The following is a 24,280-nucleotide window of genomic DNA, read 5'->3' as shown; positions in this document are numbered from 1 at the left end:
AGAAAGCGGAGCTTTGATGGCCTTTCAAGGGAGCTTTAAATGTAGACGCCAATCGCGAAAGCCAAAAGAACCCGCGCAGGCTTTAAACAGCGTCTTTATTAGCGACTATCCTAAGAATAGCATTGTTCTAAGCGACATCTGACTGATAATACGAGATATGTCTTATCTAAGGTGAGAAAAAGAACGGAGTTCCCCCGCCAGATTTAATGCGCCAATGTGTGGGCTTTACCGCAAAAAAAACCCCACCTTTCGGTGGGGAAGACAGGGATGGTGTCTATGGCAAGGAAAAACAGGGGTATTACTGGGTACTGATACTACTTGGCTTCTGGGCAGAAGTAGGTTGTAAGCCAGCCATTTGCTGCTGCATCTGTTGCATGCGCTGCTCATGTTTCTGGTTTAATACGTTTTTCTGTTCGGGAGTCAGAAGATTGAACATCTGATTGCGGATGCGGGCCATTTCAACCTGGCGATCCACTTGCTCCTGAGCCATGACTTCGGCCTGTGCCCGAACAGCTTTTTGATCGAAATTCTCAGCGGTGACCAGACGATGCATGGTTTCCATCTGATCTACATTAATATGGGGTAAGTCTTTACGAGCCTGATGCATCAAGTCACGCATTTGCTGGCGCTGCTGCTCAGTCAGATTAACGCCATCAAACATGGTGTTGCGTTCCTGAGGCTTGTCCAGCATGTTGGTATCTTGAGCTGAAGGTGCCACTGGCGTCACATTAGCGGTATCCGCTAAAACCACACCCGAACTCAGTGTCAGTATTGAGGCCGTAACTAATGCAGCTACCTTGGACATCATTAACTCCTATATCTTTATCGCTTATCGCGAATCATTGGAAATCAGTCTAAACCGGTCGCTGCAAACATGCGTCAGTGCATGTAAAAGTACGTAAAGTCATGGAATAGCGGCAATTGATGACGTATTTTGCGTCTTAGAGGTAAATACAATGAATAAAATTTTGTTGGTTGATGACGACCGTGAACTGACTTCACTCTTAAAAGAATTGCTCGAAATGGAAGGCTTTAATGTGGTGGTTGCTTACGATGGTGAGCAGGCGCTTGAAAAGCTGGATAACAGTATCGATTTGCTCTTGCTCGACGTGATGATGCCAAAGAAAAATGGCATTGAAACTTTAAAAGAACTTCGTCAACGCCACCAAACGCCGGTCATTATGCTGACTGCGCGCGGTAGCGAGCTGGATCGCGTGCTGGGTCTTGAGCTTGGTGCTGATGACTATTTACCTAAACCTTTCAACGATCGCGAACTGGTCGCGCGTATTCGCGCCATGCTGCGCCGTTCCAACTGGAGCGAACAGCAACAAACCGGCGAATCTAACGGCTCACCGACGCTAGAAGTGGATGGCTTGCAATTGAATCCGGGTCGTCAGGAAGCCAGCTTCGGCGGCGTCGCGCTAGACCTTACCGGGACTGAATTCACCCTGCTCTATCTGCTGGCGAAGCATTTAGGTCAGGTGGTGTCGCGTGAGCATTTGAGCCAAGAAGTGCTGGGCAAACGCCTGACGCCTTTTGACCGTGCTATCGACATGCATATCTCCAACCTTCGCCGCAAACTTCCCGATCGTCAGGATGGCCATCCTTGGTTTAAAACGCTGCGCGGACGCGGCTATTTGATGGTATCCGCTACATGATCAACAGCCTAACGGCACGCATTTTTGCGATTTTCTGGTTTACCGTTGCCTTAGTTTTGATGCTGGTTTTAATGGTGCCCAAGCTTGATTCACGCCAACTTACACCGCTGCTCGATAGTGAACAGCGGCAAGGCCTGATGATTGAACAGCATGTCGAAGCCGAGCTGGCAGGCGACCCGGCGAATGACCTGATGTGGTGGCGTCGGCTGTTCCGCGCTATCGAAAAGTGGGCTCCGCCGGGCCAGCGCCTCTTACTGGTGACCAGCGAAGGCCGCGTCATTGGTGCGCAGCGCAATGAAATGCAGGTAGTGCGTAACTTCATTGGGCAGTCGGATAACTCAGATCGTCCGAAAAAGAAAAAGTATGGCCGTCTTGAAATGGTCGGGCCTTTTTCCGTTCGCGATGGTGAAGACAATTATCAACTTTACCTGATTCGCCCGGCCAGCAGCCCGCAGTGGGACTTCATCAACCTGATGTTTGACCGCCCATTCCTGCTGCTGATTGTCACCATGTTAATCAGTTCTCCGCTGCTACTCTGGCTGTCGTGGAGTCTGGCAAAACCTGCTCGTAAGTTGAAAAACGCGGCGGACGACGTGGCGCGAGGCAATCTCAAGCAGCATCCAGAACTGGAAGCGGGGCCGCAGGAGTTTCTGGCGACCGGGGCCAGCTTCAACCAGATGGTCAGCGCGCTTGAACGCATGGTCACAGCTCAACAGCGGCTTATCTCGGACATCTCACACGAGCTGAGAACCCCGCTGACTCGCCTACAGCTGGCGACCGCGCTGATGCGCCGCCGTCACGGTGAAGGCAAGGAGCTGCAACGTATTGAAACGGAAGCACAACGCCTCGACAGCATGATCAACGACCTGTTAGTGCTTTCCCGCAGTCAGCATAAGAACGAACTGGCGAGGGAGACGCTAAAAGCCAATGAGCTATGGGCCGACGTGATTGAAAATGCCCAGTTTGAAGCTGAGCAGATGGGCAAAACTCTGGAAGTCCCTGTACCTCCGGGTCCGTGGAAGCTGTTTGGTAATCCGGCGGCGCTGGATAGCGCCCTTGAAAATATCGTTCGCAATGCGCTTCGCTACTCCAATACCCGTATCGCGCTGAACTTCGCCTGCGACAGTGAAGGCATCACCATCACGGTGGATGATGACGGTCCGGGCGTGAGCGAAGCCGACCGCGAGCAGATTTTCCGTCCGTTCTACCGTACTGATGAGGCGCGTGATCGGGAGTCCGGCGGCACGGGGTTAGGTTTGGCGATTGTCGACACCGCAGTACAACAGCACCGTGGTTGGGTGAAAGCCGAAGATAGCCCGTTGGGTGGCCTGCGACTAATCATCTGGCTACCGCTGCATCAGCGTTAAGATTCTGCTATTCTGCGCCCTCTTACAGGGGGGCGCATGCTTAACATCGTACTTTTTGAACCAGAAATCCCGCCAAATACGGGCAACATTATCCGCCTGTGTGCCAACACCGGCTTCCAGTTACATCTCATCGAACCTCTTGGATTCGGCTGGGATGACAAAAAGCTGCGCCGTGCCGGTTTGGACTACCACGAATTCGCCAACATTAAGCATCATGCCAACTATGACGCCTTTCTAAGCAGTGAGAACCCGCAGCGAATTTTTGCCCTGACCACCAAAGGCACGCCGGCGCACAGCGCGGTGAACTATGAAGCCGGTGATTATTTGCTGTTTGGGCCTGAGACGCGCGGGCTACCGCCGGTGATTCTGGACAACCTGCCAGCAAATCAAAAAATCCGTATTCCAATGCAGCCAGAAAGCCGCAGTATGAACCTGTCGAATGCCGTATCAGTGGTGGTATACGAAGCATGGCGCCAAATGGGCTATCCGGGCGCGCTGATAAAAAGCTGAGTGTGTTTTAAGTAGAAGTAAAAGCAGAAATGGCATGTGAACACATGCCATTGATAGTCAGAATTAGATCCCGTCGCCGAACTCAAAGCCTTGCGTAATACCGTTGAAATGCTGATCCATGTCCATCGAAGGCCTTTCGCTCTCTGGGCGACCGACGATGCGGGCAGGAACCCCTGCCGCCGTGGTGTGTGCTGGAACGGATTGCAGCACCACTGAGCCAGCACCAATCTTGGCACCTACGCCAACTTCAATGTTGCCGAGGATCTTGGCACCCGCGCCAATCATCACGCCTTCGCGGATTTTTGGGTGGCGATCGCCGCAGGTCTTGCCTGTCCCGCCCAAGGTGACGGACTGCAAGATCGAGACATCGTTTTCAACCACGGCCGTTTCACCAATGACGATACCCGTCGCGTGGTCGAGCATGATGCCGCAACCAATTCGCGCTGCCGGGTGGATATCCACGCCGAAGGTGACTGAAATTTGATTTTGGAAATAGATGGCCAGCGCCTGGCGGTCTTGCTTCCACAGCCAGTTACCAATGCGGTAAGCCTGTAGCGCGTGAAAACCTTTCAGATAGAGCAGCGGCGTAGAGTATTTATCCACGGCCGCATCGCGCTGATGCACCGCGAGAATATCGCGCGCGGCGGACAGCGTCATCTGGGCATCATTGCGGTATGCCTCTTCCACCACTTCACGGATGGCAATCGCCGGCATAATCGGGCTGCCCAGCTTGTTAGCCAGAATGTAGCTTAATGCCCCGTCGAGGTTTTCATGCTTGAGCAACGTCGCATGAAAAAAGCTCGCCAGCATAGGTTCACACTCAGCCAGCGCTCTCGCCTCTGATTTAATGTTTTTCCAGACCAGTTCCAGCTCTTCTAACGACATTACTGTTCCTTACGGCTTCGATAAGATAATAAAAAGCCGCTCTATCGGGTGACCAATAGAGTGGCTCTGTCCCGGCTTACAATCAGTGGCTGCTTTTTTCGTCTTTACTGGCACGAGCCAGCAAGCTGATTGCCGCTTCGCGGGCATCTTTCTGGCAATACAGTACTTGATAGATTTGCTCAGTGATTGGCATTTCAACGTTATAACGCTGTGCCAGCGCACGGACTTCTTTGGTATTACGGTAGCCTTCGACCACCTGACCAATCTTATCCTGCGCGCCCTGAACATCCATCCCCTCGCCCAGCATAATGCCAAAACGCCGATTACGAGATTGATTGTCTGTGCAGGTTAACACCAAATCACCCAGCCCCGCCATGCCCATAAATGTGGACGGATCAGCACCAAGTGCTGAGCCAAGGCGGCTCATTTCTGCTAAGCCACGGGTGATAAGCGCGGTGCGCGCATTGGCACCAAAGCCGATGCCATCGGACATCCCGGCACCAATGGCAATCACGTTCTTCACCGCGCCGCCAAGCTGCACGCCGACGAAATCGGGGTTGCTGTAGACACGGAAACTCTTACCGCAGTGCAAAAGCTGTTGCAGATCTTCAGCAAATTCTGCGTCGGTGGCGGCCAGCGCTATCGCGGTAGGCATGCCGGCTGCCAGCTCTTTGGCAAAGGTTGGGCCAGAAACCACGGCTAGCGGAATGTCATCGCCTAGAATTTCGCGAGCAACGTCTTGCAGCAGACGGCCCGTTTCCGCCTCGAGGCCTTTAGTAGCCCAGACGACACGAGAGTCAGCGCGAAGATGAGGTTTAATCTGCTGGAGCACGTCACCAAACACGTGGCTCGGCACTACCACCAAAATGTTGCGGCTAGCGGCCAGCGCAATGGCGAGGTCAGTTTCCAGCACAAGGCTGTCAGGGAAAGGAACGTCCGGCAGAAATGCCTGATTGCAGCGAGCAGCCTGTAACGTGCGAATGTTATCGGCGTTATGGCCCCACAGCACCACGTTGTGGCCATTTCTGGCGAGCGTTATGGCTAAAGCGGTGCCGTATGAGCCGGCACCGATCACAGTCATTGAAGCATTGACGGTTTTCATCAGGCATCCTGATGTGGTTCTGCACCTTCGCCTTCAGCCTGCTGTTGCAAGTAGTTCATGAACAGCGCGTCGAAGTTCACAGGTGCCAGATTCAGTTGCGGGAAGGTACCGCGAGAAACCAGGCTGGTAATGCACTCACGAGCATATGGGAACAGAATGTTCGGGCAGTAAGCACCCAGGCAATGTGCCAGTTGGTTCCCATCAATGCCGGAGATGGTGAAGATACCACCTTGTTGCACTTCACACAGGAAAGCAGTGTCGTCGCCCAGTGAAGAAGTCACGGTCACACGCAGTACCACTTCATACACTTCATCAGCCAGCTGGCTTGAAGCAGTATCTAAATCAAGTTTAACTTCTGGCTGCCAGTCTTGCTGGAAAACCTGAGGCGCGTTTGGCGCTTCGAAGGAGATATCCTTGGTGTAGATACGCTGGATCTGGAAAGCCATCTCGGTGTTGTTTTGTTCTGACATGTAAGTAGTACCCTTAAGTTAATAGTCCTTTAAACACTTGATTAAAATACACAACTGCCTGATGTCGCTCACAGCAACGGATCAAGGCCACCTTTGGCATCAAGTGCATGTAAATCGTCGCAGCCACCAATGTGCTGTCCGTCGATAAAAATCTGAGGAACGGTAGAAGGACCGCCAGTACGCGCGATCATCTTTTCACGTTTGTCCGCATCGCCATCAATGGCGATTTCTTCAAAAGCCGCGCCCTTGCTGTTAAGTAACGCTTTCGCACGGTGGCAATAAGGACAGGTTGCCTTGGTATAGATTTCAATTTTAGCCATGGTAGCCACCTCAAGTGTCGTAGATGTATTACTGAGTAATTCGAAGCAATTACTTACCGCGAGCCAGTGGCAGGTTTTCGCTGCTCCAGCCAGAGATACCGTCTTTCAGGGTATAAACCTGTTCAAAACCAGCACTCACTAAGCCTTCTGCCGCAGCGCGGGAAGAGGTGCCATTGGCGCAAACCACGATAACTGGCTGTGCTTTATGCTTCACCAGCTCACCCAAGTTGTTGCTCTTAATGTCGGCGCTCAACACGTTTAAAGACGTGGAGATATGGCCTTTACGGAATTCTTCGCGTGCGCGCACGTCAACCACAACGGCGTCTTCTTTGTTGATCAGGCGGGTCGCTTCACCACGGGAGATCTCTTTTACTTTAGAAAAACGCGTCTTAAAGGTGGTCACAATTACTGCAATCAGCAACGCAACCCACGCCAGGCTGAGAACCGGATGCGCACTAATGAACGGCATAATATCTTGCATGGGGTGTAGCAACTCCCGTCAGTTGGGGGAAAATTCAAGGCTTGAGAGTATACCTGCGCGCTGCGGCAAATACAGCCAGTATGCATCTCCTAATGCCACAAACTGCGGCATATCTCGGAAAATTAACACGCATTTATCCCACTTGTTAATCCATACATTGCCCAACTTTGATCTCTCAGGGCTATTTGTGTTTTCACTCTGACGTAAAATCCTCTCGCAAAAAGTGGGAATAGCCACGCCAAACCCGTGCTGCGGACCACGGCGAGCCTATTCAACATTTACTCTTTTAATGAGGCTTTTGACATGTCGAGCAACAAAAAACCTATGGTACTGGTGATTCTGGACGGCTACGGGCACCGCGAAGAATCACAAGACAACGCCGTTTTGAATGCGAAAACGCCGGTCATGGATAACCTGTGGCAGACTTACCCACATACGCTGATCGCCGCGTCGGGTCTGGACGTTGGCTTGCCTGACGGCCAAATGGGCAATTCCGAAGTCGGTCATGTCAATCTGGGGGCGGGCCGCATCGTTTATCAAGACCTGACTCGCCTCGATAAAGAAATAAAAGAAGGTGATTTTTTCGACAATGCCGTACTGGCAGGAGCTGTTGACCGTGCCGTGGCCGCTGGCAAAGCCGTGCACATCATGGGCTTGCTCTCAGCGGGCGGCGTTCACAGCCACGAAGATCACATCATGGCGATGGTTGAACTGGCCCACCGTCGCGGCGCTAAAGCCATTTATCTGCACGCTTTCCTCGACGGTCGCGACACCCCGCCACGCAGCGCTGAAAGCTCACTCCAGCGCTTTAGCGAAAAATTCCAGCAGCTCGGCACTGGCCGTATCGCCTCCATTATTGGCCGTTATTACGCCATGGACCGCGATAATCGCTGGGACCGCGTGCAGCAAGCTTATGATCTGATGACGCAGGCCAAAGGCGCGTTCACCGCCGATAACGCCGTTGAAGCCCTGCAAGCCGCCTATGCTCGCGATGAAAACGATGAGTTCGTCAAAGCCACCGTGCTGCGCCGCACAGGCGAAGCCGATGCCGCGCTGGAAGACGGCGACGCGATGATTTTCATGAACTTCCGTGCCGACCGTGCGCGTGAAATCACCCGTGCATTTATCAGCCCCGACTTTGACGGCTTCACCCGCGAAAAGGTGATTAACTTCGGCGATTTCGTGATACTGACGGAATACGCCGCCGATATCGATGCCGAGTGCGCCTATCCACCCGCTTCACTGAAAAACACCTTGGGCGAGTGGCTGATGGCCCACAACAAAACCCAGCTACGCATCTCCGAAACGGAAAAATATGCTCACGTCACCTTCTTCTTCAACGGCGGCATGGAAGAGCCGTTCGCCGGTGAAGATCGCATTCTGATTAAGTCGCCGAATGTCGCGACTTATGATTTGCAGCCGGAAATGAGCTCGGCGGAACTGACCGACAAACTGCTCACCGCCATTGGCAGCGGCAAGTACGACACCATCATCTGTAACTATCCAAATGGCGACATGGTGGGTCACAGCGGCGTGTATGAAGCGGCGGTAAAAGCCGTGGAAACGCTGGATGAATGCATTGGCAAAGTGGTCGAGGCGGTGAAACAGGTGGGCGGCCAGCTGCTGGTGACGGCCGATCACGGTAATGCCGAACAAATGCGCGACCCGGCAACAGGGCAGGCGCACACCGCGCACACCAATCTGCCGGTGCCGTTGATTTATATCGGCGCAGACGCGCAGGTGGTCGAAGGCGGCAAGCTTTCCGATATCGCGCCAACCATGCTGTCGCTGATGGGTATGAAAACCCCAGCGGAAATGAGCGGTAAGCCGCTATTTATCGTTAAATAGTCCTGAACGACGTCTAAACGGGCCGCATTTTAAGCATTGCGGCCATTTAAAGGACGTCTGTTATACACTACAGTTTTAAGGCGTATTAGCGCGGCTAGTACGCCTTTTTTGTTTGTGCATCAGGCTGTTGATTAGTGGTACGATAACCTGAAGGACAGCCAGATTGTCTATCATCCACGGTCGGCAAGCAGGAAAAAGTTTGAGCAAATTCATCAATTTCAGCGCAATGAAAAACCGTCTTTCTATTAATGATAAGACGACATCAGGCAGCCCGGCGTCCGCATTTTTGCTTTGCGCCTCGTTACTCGTTCCTGCTTTTGTTGCTCATGCTGACGACAATAAAGACCAGCTCAAAACCCTGCAGCAAAGCATCGCCGAAAAAGAGAAAAGCGTTAAGCAGCAGAAACAGCAGCGCAGCTCGTTGCAGGATCAGTTGCAGGCGCAGGAAAAGATCATCGCCTCGGCCAGCCGTGGGCTACGTGATACTCAATCGACCCTCGCCACCCTCAATAAAGACATCGCCAATTTAAATGCCTCGATAGACAAACTGCAAAAACAGCAAAAAAGTCAGGAAGAAATTCTGGCGAAACAGCTGGATGCCGCCTTCCGCGTTGGTCAGCACAGTGGGTTACAACTGCTGTTGAGTGGCGAAGAGAGTGAGCGCAGTGAACGCATTCTGGCCTATTTCGGCTATTTCAACGAAGCCCGTCAGAAGTCTATCGAGCAGCTTAAGCAAACCCGTACCACGCTGGCCGCGCAGCGCGTCTCGCTGGAAGCCAAACAGACCCAGCAGAAAAGCTTACTGAGCGAACAGCAGAGCCAGCAGCAGAAGCTCGAACAGGCCCGCGCCGCGCGTAAACAGACGCTGAGTTCGCTGGAAAGCTCCTTGCAGAAAGATGAGCAGAGCCTGTCCGAACTGAAGGCCAACGAAACGCGACTACGTGACAAGATTGCCGCCGCCGAGCGCGCCGCCCGCGCTCGCGCTGAGAAAGAGGCCAAAGAGGCCGCGGCTATTCGCGCCAAAGAGCAGCAAGCCAAGAAGAAAGGCTCCACCTACAAACCGACGCAGGGCGAGCAGGCGCTGGTGTCGCGCACCGGCGGGCTGGGTCGTCCAGCGGGGCAAGATATTTGGCCAGTTCGCGGCTCTATTCTGCACCGATTCGGCGAACAGCTGCAGGGTGAGCTACGCTGGAAAGGCATCGTGATTTCGGCTCGGGAAGGGAGCGAAGTCAAAGCCGTCGCCGATGGCCGCGTTCTGCTGGCCGACTGGCTGCAGGGCTACGGTCTGGTGGTGGTTATCGAGCACGGTAAAGGTGATATGAGCCTTTATGGTTACAACCAAAGCGCGCTGGTGAACGTGGGTGATCAGGTTAAATCCGGTCAAGCCATTGCACTGGTGGGTACCAGCGGAGGTCAGGGCCAGCCATCGCTGTATTTTGAAATTCGTCGTCAGGGCCAGGCCGTTAACCCACAGCCGTGGTTGGGAAGATAGCATTGCGATATAAAAAGTCCGTTTTAGCCGCGCTGTGCGGCACCGTCCTGTTTGCCTGTCAGGCTCAGGCAGCGAAATTAGCCATCCTTATTGATGATTTTGGTTACCGCCAACAGAATGAAAATCAGGTGTTGCAGATGCCCAAGGCCGTCTCCATCGCGATTTTCCCCAATGCGCCAGACTCGCACATCATGATGGAGAAAGCCCACCAGCAGGGCCGTGAGATCCTGATCCACCTGCCGATGGCACCCCTGAGTAAACAGCCGCTGGAAAAAGATACCTTAACGCCGTCGATGAGCAGCGAAGAGGTAAAACGCATTGTGGATCAAGCGATTAAGAGAATCCCTTACGCCGTCGGCATCAACAACCATATGGGCAGCGCCATGACCTCCAGCCTGCCGGGTATGGAGAAGGTGATGCAGGCCATGAACGCCCACAGCCTGTTTTTCCTCGACAGTATGACCATCGGCAATACCAAGTCAGTACAGGCCGCCGCCGGGACTCAGGTGCGCGTCATCAAGCGAAACGTCTTTTTAGATGATGTGCAGAACGAAGCTGAGATCCGCAAGCAGTTTGAGCGCGCCATTCAGCTCGCTCGCCGCAATGGCTATGCCATCGCCATCGGCCACCCGCACCCGACCACGGTGCGCGTGTTGCAGCAAATGTTGCCGAACTTGCCGTCGGATATCGTCTTAGTGCGTCCAAGCGATCTGCTCAATGAGCCGACCCGCAGCGCGCCGCCGGGCAAAAAACCGACCAAAGTCACGCCGCCGAAAACGCTGTTTAAAGGGGCGCGCCTCTGTACCACCAAGCAGCCCGTGGCGCCGGTGTATGCCGATACCATGTTCAAGGTTATTGGTGAGAGCGTGGCGCAGCTGCCTGCCGTCACCTTTGTTGAGCGCACTTGGGACACATGGTTCGACGATGCCCCTAAAGGAGTGGAAAAACCGTAAAACATCCCGCGCTTTCAATGCAAAAGGCCAGCAAATGCTGGCCTTTGTCTTTGGTGCAGTTGGAACTTACTCCCAGTTCAGAATCACTTTACCCGACTGGCCGGAACGCATGGCGTCAAAGCCTTTCTGGAAATCATCGATAGAGAAATGGTGAGTGATAAGCGGGGTGAGATCCAAACCAGACTGGATCAGCGCCGCCATCTTGTACCAGGTTTCAAACATCTCGCGGCCGTAAATGCCCTTGATAAACAGACCTTTGAAAATCACCTGATTCCAGTCAATCGACATGTCGGAAGGCGGAATACCCAGCAGCGCGATGCGCCCGCCGTGATTCATGGCGTTGAGCATGGAACGGAAGGCCGGTGGCGCGCCCGACATTTCCAGACCGACATCAAAGCCTTCGGTCATACCCAGCTCGGTCATCACCTCTTCTAGCGTCTCATTTTTGACGTTAACCGCGCGGGTCACGCCCATTTTGCGCGCCAAATCCAGACGGTATTCATTCATATCAGTGATAACCACGTGGCGTGCGCCCACGTGCTTACAGATTGCCGCCGCCATGATACCTATCGGGCCAGCGCCGCTGATCAGCACGTCTTCGCCGACCAAATCGAAGGAGAGCGCGGTATGCACGGCGTTGCCCAGTGGGTCGAAGATGGCGGCGAGGTCGTCAGAGATGTTGTCTGGAATTTTGAAGGCGTTGAAGGCTGGCAGCACCAGATACTCGGCAAAGGCCCCCGGACGGTTCACCCCGACGCCCTGCGTGTTGCGACACAGATGGGTGCGACCGCCGCGACAGTTGCGGCAGTGGCCGCAGGTGATGTGGCCTTCGCCAGAGACGCGATCGCCAATGTTGAAGCCTTTGACTTCCTGACCAATGCCGACCACTTCGCCGACATATTCGTGGCCGACCACCATCGGCACCGGGATGGTCTTCTGCGACCATTCATCCCAGTTATAGATATGCACGTCAGTACCGCAAATGGCGGTTTTACGAATTTTAATCAGCAGATCGTTATGGCCAAGCTCAGGCACTGGCGCATCCGTCATCCAGATACCTTCTTCACGCTTTAATTTTGCTAACGCTTTCATGCAGGTTCCTCAGGCAATCACGCCAAGCTTTTTACCAATACGGGTGAAGGCGTCCACCGCCTTTTCGATTTGTTCGGTGCTGTGCGCGGCAGACATCTGGGTGCGAATGCGCGCCTGACCTTTTGGTACCACCGGGAAGAAGAAGCCGGTGACATAGATGCCTTCGTGCTGCAAGGCCGCCGCAAACTCTTGCGCCAGCTTCGCTTCGCCCAGCATCACCGGGATGATCGCGTGGTCAGCGCCAGCCAGCGTGAAACCGGCGGCGGTCATTTTCTCGCGGAACAGCTGGGCGTTGCTCATCAGCTTCTGGCGCAGTTCACTGCCCTGTTCCAGCATGGAGAGCACTTTCAGCGAGGCGGCGACGATGGAAGGTGCCAGCGAGTTGGAGAACAGATACGGGCGCGAGCGCTGGCGCAGCCAGTCAATCACCTCTTTGCGCCCCGCGGTGTAGCCGCCAGACGCGCCGCCCATGGCTTTGCCGAGGGTGCCGGTGATGATGTCCACGCGACCAATCACATCGCAATATTCGTGGGTGCCGCGACCATGCTCGCCGACAAAGCCCACGGCGTGGGAGTCATCGACCATCACCAGCGCGTCAAAACGCTCGGCCAAATCGCAAATCCCGTTCAGGTTGGCAATCACGCCATCCATGGAGAATACGCCGTCGGTGGCGATCATGATATGTCGCGCGCCCTCGGCTTTGGCCTGCTCGAGACGGGCTTCGAGTTCGGCTAAATCGTTGTTGGCGTAGCGATAGCGCTTGGCTTTGCACAGGCGCACGCCGTCGATGATCGACGCGTGATTCAGTGCATCCGAAATAATGGCGTCTTCAGGCCCCAGCAGCGTTTCGAACAGGCCGCCGTTGGCGTCGAAGCAGGAAGAATAGAGAATGGCGTCGTCCATGCAGAGGAAGTCGGCCAAGCGACTTTCCAGCTCTTTATGGGCATCTTGGGTGCCGCAGATAAAGCGTACCGAGGCCATACCGAAACCGTGGCTGTCTAAACCGGCCTTGGCGGCGGCGATAAGCTCAGGGTGGTTGGCGAGTCCAAGGTAGTTGTTAGCACAGAAATTGATGACCGGTTCACCACCAGCAACGGTAATTTCCGCCTGCTGTGCTGAGGTCAAAATTCGCTCTTCCTTGAACAGACCATCGGCACGCGCCTGATCAAGTTCTTCTTCCAGTTGGCGGTAAAACGAAGCGGACATAACGTTATCTCCTGAAAATGACTCATTCGTCAGACACATTACTAATCCGGCTAACGAATAACGAGTGAAGCTGTCAGAATTTCTTTATTTTGTAGCATAGTTCACGCCTTAAGCCCTGATGCACTAGAATCCAACGAATCAGATAGCTTCCGAATGTGACTGACATAATGAAGTGTTATGATATTGCCAACTGTATAGACCGCGCATGGTGCGCAGTTTTCTAAATGATTAAAGGTGAGTCCCATGATAATCGTCACTGGCGGCGCTGGTTTTATCGGCAGCAACATTATTAAATCGCTTAATGATATGGGATATCGCGATATTTTAGTGGTCGATAACCTGAAAGACGGCACCAAATTCGTCAATCTGGTTGACCTCGATATTGCTGATTATTGCGACAAAGAAGACTTCATCGCCAGCATCGTTGCCGGGGATGACCTTGGTGATATCGACGCAATTTTCCATGAAGGTGCCTGCTCATCCACCACCGAGTGGGATGGCAAGTATATGATGGATAACAACTATCAGTACTCCAAAGACCTGCTGCACTTCTGCCTTGAGCGCGAAATTCCGTTCCTCTACGCCTCTTCCGCGGCCACCTACGGCAGCCAGAGCACCAGCTTTGTGGAAGACCGTAAATACGAACAGCCGCTGAACGTCTATGGCTACTCCAAATTCCTGTTCGACCAATATGTGCGTGAAATTCTGCCGCACGCCCAGTCACAGATTTGTGGTTTCCGTTACTTCAACGTCTATGGGCCGCGCGAAGGCCACAAGGGCAGCATGGCCAGCGTGGCTTACCATCTGAACAACCAGATCAACGCGGGCGAGAATCCAAAACTGTTCGCTGGCAGCGAAGATTTCAAACGTGACTTCATCTACGTGGGTGACGTCGCCGCAGTGAACCTGTGGTTCTGGCAGAATGGCGTTTCCGGCATATTCAACTGCGGGACCGGCCGTTCAGAGTCCTTCCAGGCCGTGGCGGAAGCCGTGATCGAACATCACCAGAAAGGCCAAATTGAAACCATTCCATTCCCTGAAAAACTGAAAGGCCGCTACCAGTCTTTCACTCAGGCTGATATGTCTGTATTGCGCGCCGCGGGTTATGACAAACCGTTCAAAACCGTTGCCGAAGGCGTGGCTGAATACATGACGTGGCTTAACCGCGCGGTCTGATACTCAGTGTTGAGTTAAGGAATGTGTAAGTAATGAAAATGCTGGTCATTGGCCCTTCTTGGGTGGGCGACATGATGATGTCGCAAAGTCTTTACCGCACCATCAAGGCCATTGAGCCAGCGGCAGAAATCGACGTGATGGCACCGGCCTGGTGCCGTCCACTGCTTGACAGAATGCCAGAAGTCAGCCGCGCCCTGCCGATGCCTCTTGGCCATGGCGCGCTTGAGCTGGGTGAGCGTCGGCGTCTGGGCGTTGCCCTGCGCGAGAACCACTACCAGCGCGCCTTCGTTCTGCCCAACTCCTTCAAGTCCGCACTGGTGCCCTTCTTCGCCAAGGTTCCGCAAAGAACCGGCTGGCGAGGCGAGATGCGCTACGGCCTGCTCAATGATATTCGCGTACTGGATAAGCCCGCTTTTCCATTAATGGTGCAGCGCTACGTGGCGCTGGCCTATGACGCCAAGCAGATTCACTCTGCGGCCGACCTGCCTCAGCCTCTGCTCTGGCCGCAGTTACGCGTCACGGAGACCGAAGTCGCCGACGTCAGCCTGGCCTTCGCGCTGTCTGCTGCAAGGCCGGTGATTGGCTTCTGCCCCGGCGCCGAGTTTGGCCCGGCGAAACGCTGGCCGCACTACCACTACGCCGCATTGGCCGAAAAGTTGATTGCCGATGGCTATCAAGTGGTGCTTTTTGGCTCGGCAAAAGACCATCCGGCGGGTGAAGATATTCGCGCTGCGCTGACGGATTCCGCGCAGGCGCTGTGCCTCAATTTGGCAGGTAAAACCTCGCTCGATCAGGCCGTGGTGCTGATTGCCGCCTGTCAGGCAGTAGTCAGCAATGACTCAGGCCTGATGCACGTTGCCGCCGCGCTGAATAAGCCGCTGGTCGCACTCTATGGCCCGAGCAGCCCTGATTTCACCCCGCCGCTCAGCCAGCACGCCAAAGTCATTCGCCTGATCACCGGCTATCACAAGGTGCGTAAAGGGGATGCCGAACAGGGTTATCATCAAAGTCTGATCGACATTCAACCCGAGCAGGTTTATCAAGAGTTGTCGCAGCTGTTGGTTTCAGGAAAGGACATGTAATGCGGGTACTGATTGTCAAAACATCATCAATGGGCGACGTCCTGCACACCCTTCCTGCGTTAACTGATGCGATGAACGCCATTCCGGGTATCTCATTCGATTGGGTGGTGGAAGAAGGGTTTGCACAAATTCCTAGCTGGCACCCGGCTGTCGATCGCGTTATCCCGGTGGCCATTCGTCGCTGGAGAAAAAACTGGTTTGGCTCGGAAACGCGCCAGCAACGCTGTGATTTCAAAAGAGAACTGCAATCGCGCACCTATGATGCGGTGATTGACGCACAGGGCTTAATCAAGAGCGCGGCGCTGATCACCCGTGTCGCCAAGGGCCGTAAACATGGGCAAGACGCCAAAAGCGCCCGCGAGCCTTTCGCCAGCTGGTTTTTCAACCAGCGCCACGAGATAAGCAAGCAGCAGCACGCCGTCGAGCGTACGCGCGAGCTGTTCGCCAAAAGCCTTGGCTATGAGAAGCCAGAGACTCAGGGCGATTACGCTATCGCTGCACGCTTTTTGGCAAACCCGCCTGCCGATGCCAATCGCTATCTGGTTTTCCTTCACGCCACCACGCGGGCCGATAAGCACTGGCCTGAAAGTCACTGGCGCGAGCTGATTGGCTTATTCAGCAATCAGGACATTGTGATTAAACTGCCTTGGGGCGCGGAGCACGAACATCAGCGCGCTTGCCGTCTGGCGGAGGGTTTCGAGCACGTCGTGGTACTGCCGAAGATGAGTCTCGAACAGGTCGCCAGCGTGCTGGCCGGTGCGAAAGCCGTGGTGTCAGTAGATACCGGCTTGAGCCACCTCACCGCGGCCCTCGATAGGCCTAACATTACGATTTATGGCCCGACCGACCCAGGATTGATCGGCGGTTATGGGAAGAATCAGCTCGTTTGTCGCCCTGTATCTGGTGTAAGCATGGCTGATGTAACCCCGCGGCAAGTTAAGACGTTGTTTGATGGGGGAGGCTTTTAAACGTGGGATCACTCTTTAAGCAAATTTATAGATACACACACCCTCGTAGTTATCGACATAATGAAAACCTCTGGCCATATATGAAAATTAAACGAGCCACTACGGGGGAAATCAATTCATTGCATTACAGAGGTAAAAAAATACCAATCGTTAATTTATCTGCATTGAGAAATGCGTTCTCTGGACCTATAGTGTTGGCTGCAAGCGGCCCATCTATTAATGAAATAAATTTCGATAATCATCCATCTATTCCTGCTATGGGGGTTAATGGGGCATGGTTTCTTGATAATGTCTTAAATTTTTCTTTATACACGATTGTTGATATGGGTTTTTTTGATAAAAAACCTGAGATTATAGCTCAAATTATCAACAACCCTAAGGTAACACTCTTTACCACTGCGCATGGGATAGCGAGAATTTTTGATGGTTATGGGCTTGATAATACACATTGTCAGCTGGCACTAATAGAAGACGCTGCATTCCGTATCCATCAAGCTTCATTAAAACCGTCAGAATTGAAGAAAACATATCAAAATACCTCTGGACATCACTTTCCAGATTATCGTGATGATATAGGATTCGCTACTAATATATGTAATGGCATTTTTGACGCGGGCACCGTCGTTTACTGGGCACTGCAAATTATCTTTTTCTTAGGTTTTGAAAAGATATTTATTCTTGGTTTAGATATGAATAACTTCAATAAGCCACGTTTTTATGAGTCTGATAACAATAAATTACCAACTGATCTAGAAGGAATGGTTGATAACATCATTTTCCCGGCATTACTTCATGCGAATAATGTATTAGAGGAGAATAATAGAAAAGCAGTCAATCTTTCTATAAATAGTTCAGTTCCCAATGAAATTTTCCAAAAGGTTAGTTATGATGATGCATTCTTTAAAAAAGATTAAATTTGAGGGTTTGTTTTACTCTCTGTTTATTCTTTTTATTTTCATTAGCGCTATTTTTTGTGGATTTACACGCTCAAACAACATTTTTCACATTTCAGCTTTAACCTTCATAGCAGCACTATACATGAAGGCAAACTTTAGAGAGCATCTATTTAATAACAAACGTTATTTATATGGCATTCTCTTTTCGGCAGGGTATTTAGTTTACATTTCCATAAGCAACTTGTGGGGTGATGACCCCTACAATACAATTTCCGCATTAACACACAGCTTATATTTAATCATTTTCCTCTCAATGATTACAAGTACTTACACTAGTAAGAATCGCCAATACATGCTCGATGCAGCAATCCTAGGATTCTCTATTCTAGCTATCTTTCTTATTAGCATTGATTATCAAAACTTACTGACTAGTCGACTGATATCGGTAAAATCGCCGGGGCCAAGTAATGTTATCGATGTCGGTGGATATTTTGCCATCGGCATAATCTTATCTTTTATTTCCTTTAAAGAATCACATAAAAAAATTTATCTCTACTCCGCATTTTTATTGTTTACAGCATTGCTACTCACGCAAAGTAGAGGCCCTGTAATTGCACTAATAATTTCATTAGCTATTACCTCTCATTTTAAAATTATTACTAAGAAGAATGTGCTTTACTCCCTACTCACATTAGCTGTGGTATCGATACTTTTCTCATATATTGGTATTGCAGAAATCTTGGTTCTACGTTTTCAGGAGCTATCAACACAGGTTCATCTAAGAACCAGCATCTGGCAACATTCTTTAGAGGTTATTAGTAAAGCCCCACTCTTTGGATATGGCTTTGAAAAAGAACTCCATTTTGTTAATTACAGTGGTGAACACATTACTACAACCCACAGTCTATATCTGGGAGTTCTACTCAAGGGTGGTTTGATTGGACTGACCCTATTCTTATGTCTAATGGGCTATGGAGTTTTGCAAGCAATAAACGCTATAAAAGAAGAAAGAAGACTTGAAGCAGCACTCTTTTTCTTTATGACTATTTTTTACGTATCTCAAGGGATGTTTAATGTAGGTAATCCAAGTGAGGCTTGGTATCTATTCTGGTTCCCACTAGGTTTGATTATCTCTGGGCAGCGGCGAGAAAGAAATAGAGCGTGATCTTACAAAAACAGAGAGGAAATCCTCTCTGTTTTTTAATCTAGAAGAGAAGTTTTTTAATGTTTTCTAACACCTGATCAACAGTGATAGCTGACAGGGGTTGCTCTGGATTGAGGGTGTTTACATTATTTAAAGGTACATGCAAAACTTTATGCAATTCATGATCTTGATATGGACCAGTATGCTTAGGATTAGCAGTAACAAACAAACTGACTGTCTTTGTCTTTAACGCTACAGCTAAATGTAATGGCCCTGTATCACCAGTAACTAAAATGTCTAAATTGTTAATAATCGCCAATAACATCTTGAGATCTGTTTTGCCAATATGGCTTACTACTCTACCCTTGAGATCTTCAGGAATACTTCTTAAAAAAATATCTTCATGCTCTTTTTCTTTATTGCTACCAATTAATACTATCTCATACTCGGTACCCAGCATCGCGATCTGCTGCGCGAGTTCGACAAATCGAGAAATTGGCCAGCATCTTATTTTTTCGGAAGCGCCCATCTGAAAGCCAATTGAAATAACATTGGCGTTTTTCTCTACTGACGAAAAACTCGTAGGGATAAACATATCAGTATTATCAGTTGCGCAACCTAACATACTTATCAGATTCAGTTTGCGCTGAATAAGATGACCATCAAAATTAACGGTGGAGTTAACAAGCCATTGTTCCATTCCCGTTTTTCTATTTCCATAAACGTCCTTAATGATATAGTTGCATCCCGCCATGATGGAACTTACTATATCGTAGGGTGCTTTAGAATGTAGAATTATTGCCAATTCAGGTTTATTCTCCTTCATGGCGGAGACGAGCGGGAGTATATCCTTCACCTTCTCATCCCAATAGATGATTTTATCAAAGTAAGCGCTGTCCGAAACTAATACTTTATTTTTCTCACTTGAAACAAGAGTAATATATGCCTCAGGGTAACGTTGTCTTACTGCCCGTATAGCAGGAGTATTAAACATCAAGTCGCCTAACGCGGTTGTCGAAAAAATGACAATACTGTTAAAATTTCGAGCAGCATCAAATGTCTCTGCTTTTTGAAAGCTTTTATTAAAATAAACAAAACCCTGTAAAAATAAATTTGCTAATGTCGTTTTCCACTTTTTAGACATCTTGATTCACTTTCGTCTGATAATATTCTGCCAGCGTCATACCTTGGGTACGTTCCTTAAGCCATTCAAACAAACTTTCTAAATCCTGATACATGATCTCAATATCCTCTGGCGTCTTAAATGTCGGGCTGCCGCCGGGCATAAATTCAGAGGAATGGAGCATAAACTCAACAAAATCGTGGCCCTGCTCAAGGCTTTTGGCAGCAACCCGCTTCATGTTTTCGGCATTGCCGCCCGAAGGGCGCAGCCAATGCACGGAATGCGGACGCTTTTTGCCGCGCAGTGCGTTAATGCCCTGCTTTAAGCCATTAATCCAATGTGGATATTTATACTGGATACTCATTGGGACTTCGAGCAGCGTTGACTGGCCTGATTGGGCAATATTTTCCGGATCGATAAAATAGGAATGAGATGGAAAATGGCGATAGTCCGTCCCGCCTTTGCCCTCGGGCGCGCCAGGCGAAGTCTGCCAGTTCACCTTCGGCGTGACCGAACAATCGACCTGATAACCGAATTCCAGCAGCAATGAAGCATAATACTCATTCATCGCCCAGCGACCCGCGCGGTGACTCAGCATTTTTGTCTCGAATGCATCTTCCAGCAACCGCGTCATATACTCGACCTTCGCTCGGATTTCTTCACGAGGGAATTCGATAAGATAAGGCTTATGACGCCAGTCATCATCCGTCAGCGGAGAGATAGGTGGGCTGTTCCAGGCATGAAGATGCATACCCACTTCGCCCTGACCACGTGCAATCACGTCACGAGCAAACTCCACGTACTCGGCATCTTTCGCCATTTCATAATTGGTGAGGTAGACCGGCTTGAAGCCATAACGCTCACACAATGCCTGAAAACGCGGCAAAAAATGCGTGTTCTTCGTGAGGATATGCTCATGATTTTGCCAAAGATTGTCGCCTTCAGTGTCAATCGTGATGATAAATGCGGGTTTTGTCATAAAACATGCCTGATGAAAACTGTTGGGGCCAAATGACCCATTCGCACGGAATAATACATAATGTATGGGTGTCCATGAGTCGATTTGGACAACGCTCTGCACTTTTTGTTGCTTATTCTTTGGTATTTTCCCCAGCAAGGCAAGAAAGGCGTGGAAGTATGGCAACATCCTCCAGCGTCCTTTAGAATCAAGCTTTGATTTCATAGATAGTGATGAATGATGGCAAATGCCCAACCGATTAAGCAATTCGCGCCACCGCGGCGTATTCTGATCATCAAACTGCGTCATCATGGCGACATGTTACTGACGACGCCGGTCATCAGTACGCTGAAACAACACTATCCTGAAGCTGAAATTGACATGCTAATGTACCTCGAAACCCGGGATATGTTGGCAAGCGAACCCGATTTAACAAATCTGTTTACCATCGACCGCACCTGGAAAAAGCAGGGAACCCTCGCTCACCTGCGTCATGAATCCCGCCTTATCAAGCAGTTGACCGCACGTAAATATGATTTAGTGGTTAATCTTGCCGACCAATGGCGCAGTGCGTTGGTGGCGAAGCTCACGGGTGCGCCTGTCCGATTGGGCTTCGACCTGCCTAAACGCAAAGGCAAGTTATGGCAGTTTTGCCACACCCATTTAGTCGATGTGTCCAATCACCATCAACTGCATACTGTTGAGCAGAACCTTTCCATTCTAGCCCCTTTGCAACTCTCTTCGGTCGATACGCGCGTGACCATGAGCTATTCCCGAGAGGATGCTGCCTATGTCGCAAAATTATTGGAGAAACAGCAGGTTAATGGTGATTTCGTGGTGATTCAGCCCACTTCGCGCTGGTTCTTCAAATGCTGGACTGATGAAAAAATGGCCGAGACGATCACCGCCCTGCACGGTGAGGGTAAAACCATCGTTTTAACCAGCGGCCCGGCGGAAAACGAGCTACAAATGATCGACCGCATTCTGGCTCTCAGTCCAAAAGGCGGGGTGGTTTCCCTTGCCGGCCAGTTGTCATTACGCCAGCTGGCCGCGCTGATTGATAAAGCTAGCCTATTTATTGGGGTGGACTCCGTCCCAATGCACATGGCCGCCGCCCTGCAAACGCCACTGGTGGCGCTGTTTGGCCCATCAAAGCGCGTTTTCTGGTCGCCATGGCAGGCAAAAGGCGAGGTTATCTGGGCAGGGGATTTCTGCGAACTGCCGGACCCGGATGATATCGATACCCATACTTCCGAGCGATACCTTGACGCCATTCCGACGCAAAGGGTTATCGACGCAGCGAGGAAGCGACTCCTATGAAGCATTTTCGACTGGCGTTAGTTCGCCAAAAATATCGCCCAGACGGCGGCGCCGAGCGCTTTGTTTCCCGCGCTCTTGAGGCCCTTGAAGATCAAGACCTCGACTTAAGCGTCATCACTCGCGAATGGCAGGGCGACGTCAACCCGAACTGGCACATCCATCTTTGCAACCCAATGAAATGGGGCCGCGTCAGCCGCGAGCGCGGTTTTGCCAACGCCGCGCGCAAAATCTGGCAGCAGGAGAAATTCGATATCGTCCAAAGCCATGAGCGCATTCCCGGTTGCGATATTTATCGCGCAGGGGATGGGGTGCATCGCCGCTGGCTGTTGCAGCGTAGCCGCCTGCTGCCAGCATGGCGCGGTAAACGCCTGCTCACTGACAGATTCCACAGTTATGTGATGCGCGCCGAGCGAGAGATGTACGCAGCGCCGGAGCTGAAGTCGGTGATTTGTAACGCGCAAATGATTAAAAATGAAATCATGGCCGACTTCGGTCTGCCTGATGAGAAAATCACCGTCATTTATAATGCGATCGATAATCAGAAGTTCCTGCCGGCGACTGAGGCGCTGCGTCATCAGCTGCGCCAGCAGTTCAACATTCCCCAACAGGCGCACTGCCTGATCTTTGTTGGCTCAGGTTTTGAACGCAAGGGGCTTGAGGCCGCGATTCGCGCCGTCGCGCCAACGGACAGCATTTTGCTGGTCGTGGGGCAGGATAAAGATGAAAAACGTTATCGCGGACTGGCGCAGTCTTTGGGCTGCGAGCAGAGAATTCGCTTTATGGGCGTGCAAAAGCAGACTTTGCCTTTTTATCAGGCGGCCGACGCGTTGCTGCTGCCTACGCTATATGACCCCTTCCCTAACGTGATTCTGGAAGCCATGTCCTGCGGGCTGCCGGTGATCACCAGCCAGACCTGTGGCGGCGCGGAATTCATTCAACAGGGTGTAAATGGCTTTGTTTTTGATGCGCTGGATATCGCATCGCTGGCAGAATCCATCCGCGAACTGCCTGTCGTGGCTCTAGGCTCCGACATGGCCGCCGCCGCCCGCGCAAAAATTATAGAAGAAACGCCTGCCCGCCTTTCAGGGCAACTCCTTGACCTCTATAGAAAAATACTGGATTAACCATGCGAGTTTTAATCATTATTGATGGGTTGCCCGGCGGCGGCGCGGAGAAAGTCGTATTGACGCTCTGTAAGGGGTTACAGTCGGCAGACACCGACGTGACGCTGATTTCGCTGCGCGATGTGTGCCAATATCCGATCCCTGAAAACGTGACTTACAAAGTCGTGGCGGATAATTCCCGTTCGCCATGGAGAAAATTGACTGAACTTTCGCGTCGCGCTAAGCAGTTAGACCAAGCCATTAATGAGTGCGAACAAGAGAAAGGGAAGTTTGATTTAATTTTATCCAATCTGCACAAAACCGATCGCATCGTGATGAAGAGCCATATTTATAGCTCCGACCGACTTTGGTTCTGTATTCACGGCATTCTCTCGACCACCTACCTCGGCCATCGAAAAGGATTCGATCGTTGGAATAAGCGTCGCAAAATGGCGGCGGTTTATAATAATAAAAATGTGGTTACCGTTTCTGAGGCCGTGGGTTTTGATTTAAAGAATAATATTCAGGCCACCATCAGAAAGTTGGAAGTGATTAATAATCCTTTTAATATCGATGAAATCGAGGCATTAGCCGACGAACCTTGCGAGATGGCGGGTCAAGATTATTTGGTTCACGTGGGTCGCTTCCATGCCCATAAAAGGCACGATCGTTTGCTCAAAGCGTATTCGCGAATTCCTTTGCAAACTCCGCTGATGCTAATAGGTACTGGGGATGATGAATATATCAATAAAATCAAAAATATAGCATCTTCTCTTAATGTAGCCGATCGCATTATTTTTGCCGGATTCAAGGCTAATCCCTATCCTTATATTAAACACGCCCAGCAGCTCATTTTGAGTTCTGACAGTGAAGGCTTTGGTAACGTGCTGGTTGAATCCTTAATTTGCGGTACTCCGGTGGTCAGCACGGCATGCCCTGGCGGCCCGGTCGAGATCCTCAAAAAAACGGGAATGGAGAGAGGATTGGCAGAAGTCAATGCAGAATCACTGAGCCAAAAGATTCTGGAGGTTTATAACAACCCTCCCGAAATTCATAAAGAAAAGCTAGATGTGTATGGCATTGAGTATATTTGCGGAAAATATAAATCTTTAGTGAACAAATAAAG

At 51.1% G+C, this 24,280-nt stretch carries 24 protein-coding genes; 14 read left to right on the top strand and 10 right to left on the bottom strand.

Annotation, left to right across the window (positions count from 1 at the left end; genetic code table 11):
- Positions 1-298: 298 nt before the first annotated feature.
- Complete coding sequence (gene cpxP, locus SBO83_RS20260; RefSeq protein WP_353504052.1) at positions 299-805, bottom strand: cell-envelope stress modulator CpxP; 507 nt, start codon at positions 803-805, stop codon at positions 299-301.
- Positions 806-956: 151 nt separating this feature from the next.
- On the opposite strand from cpxP, the gene cpxR reads away from it, so the two are divergent.
- From cpxR to trmL, 3 genes are read left to right on the top strand one after another with little or no spacing between them, the layout of a single operon-like run.
- The gene (gene cpxR / locus SBO83_RS20255) at positions 957-1,658 is read left to right on the top strand and encodes an envelope stress response regulator transcription factor CpxR (protein ID WP_034794579.1); all 702 of its coding nucleotides are present in this window, start codon (positions 957-959) and stop codon (positions 1,656-1,658) included.
- Positions 1,655-3,025, top strand: coding sequence for an envelope stress sensor histidine kinase CpxA (gene cpxA / locus SBO83_RS20250; protein WP_353503842.1), 1,371 nt, complete (start codon positions 1,655-1,657; stop codon positions 3,023-3,025). The genes cpxR and cpxA overlap by 4 nt, the downstream gene beginning before the upstream one ends.
- Positions 3,026-3,061: 36 nt before the next feature.
- Positions 3,062-3,535 (top strand): tRNA (uridine(34)/cytosine(34)/5-carboxymethylaminomethyluridine(34)-2'-O)-methyltransferase TrmL, encoded by a 474-nt coding sequence (trmL, locus tag SBO83_RS20245; protein ID WP_396132729.1) that lies wholly within the window; start codon positions 3,062-3,064, stop codon positions 3,533-3,535.
- A 63-nt stretch (positions 3,536-3,598) separates the two neighbouring features.
- Here the strand turns inward: trmL and cysE are convergent, their stop codons facing one another.
- The 5 genes from cysE to SBO83_RS20220 form a co-directional block, all read right to left on the bottom strand.
- Positions 3,599-4,420: a serine O-acetyltransferase gene (gene cysE / locus SBO83_RS20240; protein ID WP_034794571.1), complete on the bottom strand. Its 822-nt coding sequence runs from the start codon at positions 4,418-4,420 to the stop codon at positions 3,599-3,601.
- A gap of 82 nt (positions 4,421-4,502) precedes the next feature.
- Positions 4,503-5,522 carry an NAD(P)H-dependent glycerol-3-phosphate dehydrogenase gene (gpsA, locus tag SBO83_RS20235; RefSeq protein ID WP_396132728.1) on the bottom strand — a complete coding sequence of 340 codons (1,020 nt, stop codon included), beginning with the start codon at positions 5,520-5,522 and terminating at the stop codon, positions 4,503-4,505.
- Positions 5,522-5,992 (bottom strand): protein-export chaperone SecB, encoded by a 471-nt coding sequence (secB, locus tag SBO83_RS20230; RefSeq protein ID WP_034794567.1) that lies wholly within the window; start codon positions 5,990-5,992, stop codon positions 5,522-5,524. Before secB ends, gpsA begins: the two co-directional genes overlap by 1 nt.
- Positions 5,993-6,060: 68 nt before the next feature.
- Positions 6,061-6,312 (bottom strand): glutaredoxin 3, encoded by a 252-nt coding sequence (gene grxC / locus SBO83_RS20225; protein WP_034794565.1) that lies wholly within the window; start codon positions 6,310-6,312, stop codon positions 6,061-6,063.
- A gap of 49 nt (positions 6,313-6,361) precedes the next feature.
- The gene (locus SBO83_RS20220) at positions 6,362-6,793 is read right to left on the bottom strand and encodes a rhodanese-like domain-containing protein (RefSeq protein WP_353503839.1); all 432 of its coding nucleotides are present in this window, start codon (positions 6,791-6,793) and stop codon (positions 6,362-6,364) included.
- Between the two features lie 303 nt (positions 6,794-7,096).
- Here SBO83_RS20220 and gpmM point away from each other — a divergent pair, with 303 nt between their 5' ends.
- The 3 genes from gpmM to SBO83_RS20205 all read left to right on the top strand — a co-directional run bounded on the left by gpmM (position 7,097) and on the right by SBO83_RS20205 (position 11,086).
- A complete protein-coding gene (gene gpmM / locus SBO83_RS20215) occupies positions 7,097-8,641 on the top strand; it encodes a 2,3-bisphosphoglycerate-independent phosphoglycerate mutase (protein ID WP_396132727.1) in 1,545 nt (514 codons plus the stop codon).
- Between the two features lie 226 nt (positions 8,642-8,867).
- The gene (gene envC, locus SBO83_RS20210) at positions 8,868-10,133 is read left to right on the top strand and encodes a murein hydrolase activator EnvC (protein ID WP_396132751.1); all 1,266 of its coding nucleotides are present in this window, start codon (positions 8,868-8,870) and stop codon (positions 10,131-10,133) included.
- A 2-nt stretch (positions 10,134-10,135) separates the two neighbouring features.
- Positions 10,136-11,086 (top strand): divergent polysaccharide deacetylase family protein, encoded by a 951-nt coding sequence (locus SBO83_RS20205; protein ID WP_396132726.1) that lies wholly within the window; start codon positions 10,136-10,138, stop codon positions 11,084-11,086.
- A gap of 66 nt (positions 11,087-11,152) precedes the next feature.
- Here SBO83_RS20205 and tdh read toward each other — a convergent pair whose 3' ends face one another.
- Both tdh and SBO83_RS20195 read right to left on the bottom strand, forming a co-directional pair.
- A complete protein-coding gene (tdh, locus tag SBO83_RS20200) occupies positions 11,153-12,178 on the bottom strand; it encodes an L-threonine 3-dehydrogenase (RefSeq protein ID WP_034794554.1) in 1,026 nt (341 codons plus the stop codon).
- A 9-nt stretch (positions 12,179-12,187) separates the two neighbouring features.
- The gene (locus SBO83_RS20195; protein WP_353503836.1) at positions 12,188-13,384 is read right to left on the bottom strand and encodes a glycine C-acetyltransferase; all 1,197 of its coding nucleotides are present in this window, start codon (positions 13,382-13,384) and stop codon (positions 12,188-12,190) included.
- A gap of 243 nt (positions 13,385-13,627) precedes the next feature.
- On the opposite strand from SBO83_RS20195, the gene rfaD reads away from it, so the two are divergent.
- Genes rfaD through SBO83_RS20170 form a run of 5 tightly spaced genes read left to right on the top strand, consistent with a single transcriptional unit; the run spans position 13,628 to position 18,671 of the window.
- Positions 13,628-14,560 carry an ADP-glyceromanno-heptose 6-epimerase gene (rfaD, locus tag SBO83_RS20190; protein ID WP_396132725.1) on the top strand — a complete coding sequence of 311 codons (933 nt, stop codon included), beginning with the start codon at positions 13,628-13,630 and terminating at the stop codon, positions 14,558-14,560.
- 32 nt (positions 14,561-14,592) lie between these two features.
- Entirely contained in the window at positions 14,593-15,642 is a 1,050-nt protein-coding gene (gene rfaF / locus SBO83_RS20185; RefSeq protein WP_396132724.1) for an ADP-heptose--LPS heptosyltransferase RfaF, read from the top strand.
- A complete protein-coding gene (gene rfaC / locus SBO83_RS20180; RefSeq protein ID WP_396132723.1) occupies positions 15,642-16,610 on the top strand; it encodes a lipopolysaccharide heptosyltransferase RfaC in 969 nt (322 codons plus the stop codon). Before rfaF ends, rfaC begins: the two co-directional genes overlap by 1 nt.
- A gap of 2 nt (positions 16,611-16,612) precedes the next feature.
- Positions 16,613-17,524 (top strand): sugar glycosyltransferase, encoded by a 912-nt coding sequence (locus tag SBO83_RS20175; protein WP_396132722.1) that lies wholly within the window; start codon positions 16,613-16,615, stop codon positions 17,522-17,524.
- Positions 17,496-18,671, top strand: a complete 1,176-nt coding sequence (locus SBO83_RS20170) for an O-antigen ligase family protein (protein ID WP_396132721.1) — start codon at positions 17,496-17,498, stop codon at positions 18,669-18,671. Before SBO83_RS20175 ends, SBO83_RS20170 begins: the two co-directional genes overlap by 29 nt.
- 40 nt (positions 18,672-18,711) lie before the next feature.
- Here the strand turns inward: SBO83_RS20170 and SBO83_RS20165 are convergent, their stop codons facing one another.
- Together SBO83_RS20165 and SBO83_RS20160 are read right to left on the bottom strand one after the other, a co-directional pair.
- Complete coding sequence (locus SBO83_RS20165; protein ID WP_396132720.1) at positions 18,712-19,794, bottom strand: glycosyltransferase family 9 protein; 1,083 nt, start codon at positions 19,792-19,794, stop codon at positions 18,712-18,714.
- Positions 19,787-20,752, bottom strand: a complete 966-nt coding sequence (locus tag SBO83_RS20160; protein WP_396132750.1) for a polysaccharide deacetylase family protein — start codon at positions 20,750-20,752, stop codon at positions 19,787-19,789. The genes SBO83_RS20165 and SBO83_RS20160 overlap by 8 nt, the downstream gene beginning before the upstream one ends.
- Positions 20,753-20,968: 216 nt before the next feature.
- Here SBO83_RS20160 and rfaQ point away from each other — a divergent pair, with 216 nt between their 5' ends.
- Genes rfaQ through SBO83_RS20145 form a run of 3 tightly spaced genes read left to right on the top strand, consistent with a single transcriptional unit; the run spans position 20,969 to position 24,278 of the window.
- Positions 20,969-22,051 (top strand): putative lipopolysaccharide heptosyltransferase III, encoded by a 1,083-nt coding sequence (rfaQ, locus tag SBO83_RS20155; RefSeq protein WP_396132719.1) that lies wholly within the window; start codon positions 20,969-20,971, stop codon positions 22,049-22,051.
- Positions 22,048-23,175 (top strand): glycosyltransferase, encoded by a 1,128-nt coding sequence (locus tag SBO83_RS20150; RefSeq protein WP_396132718.1) that lies wholly within the window; start codon positions 22,048-22,050, stop codon positions 23,173-23,175. The genes rfaQ and SBO83_RS20150 overlap by 4 nt, the downstream gene beginning before the upstream one ends.
- A 2-nt stretch (positions 23,176-23,177) precedes the next feature.
- A complete protein-coding gene (locus SBO83_RS20145; protein ID WP_396132717.1) occupies positions 23,178-24,278 on the top strand; it encodes a glycosyltransferase in 1,101 nt (366 codons plus the stop codon).
- Positions 24,279-24,280: the final 2 nt, after the last annotated feature.

This window comes from Ewingella allii (assembly GCF_044430645.1).
Lineage (GTDB): Bacteria > Pseudomonadota > Gammaproteobacteria > Enterobacterales > Enterobacteriaceae > Ewingella > Ewingella allii.
Note: the sequence above shows the minus strand (reverse complement) of the source record. Positions and strands in the feature narration are given on the sequence as shown.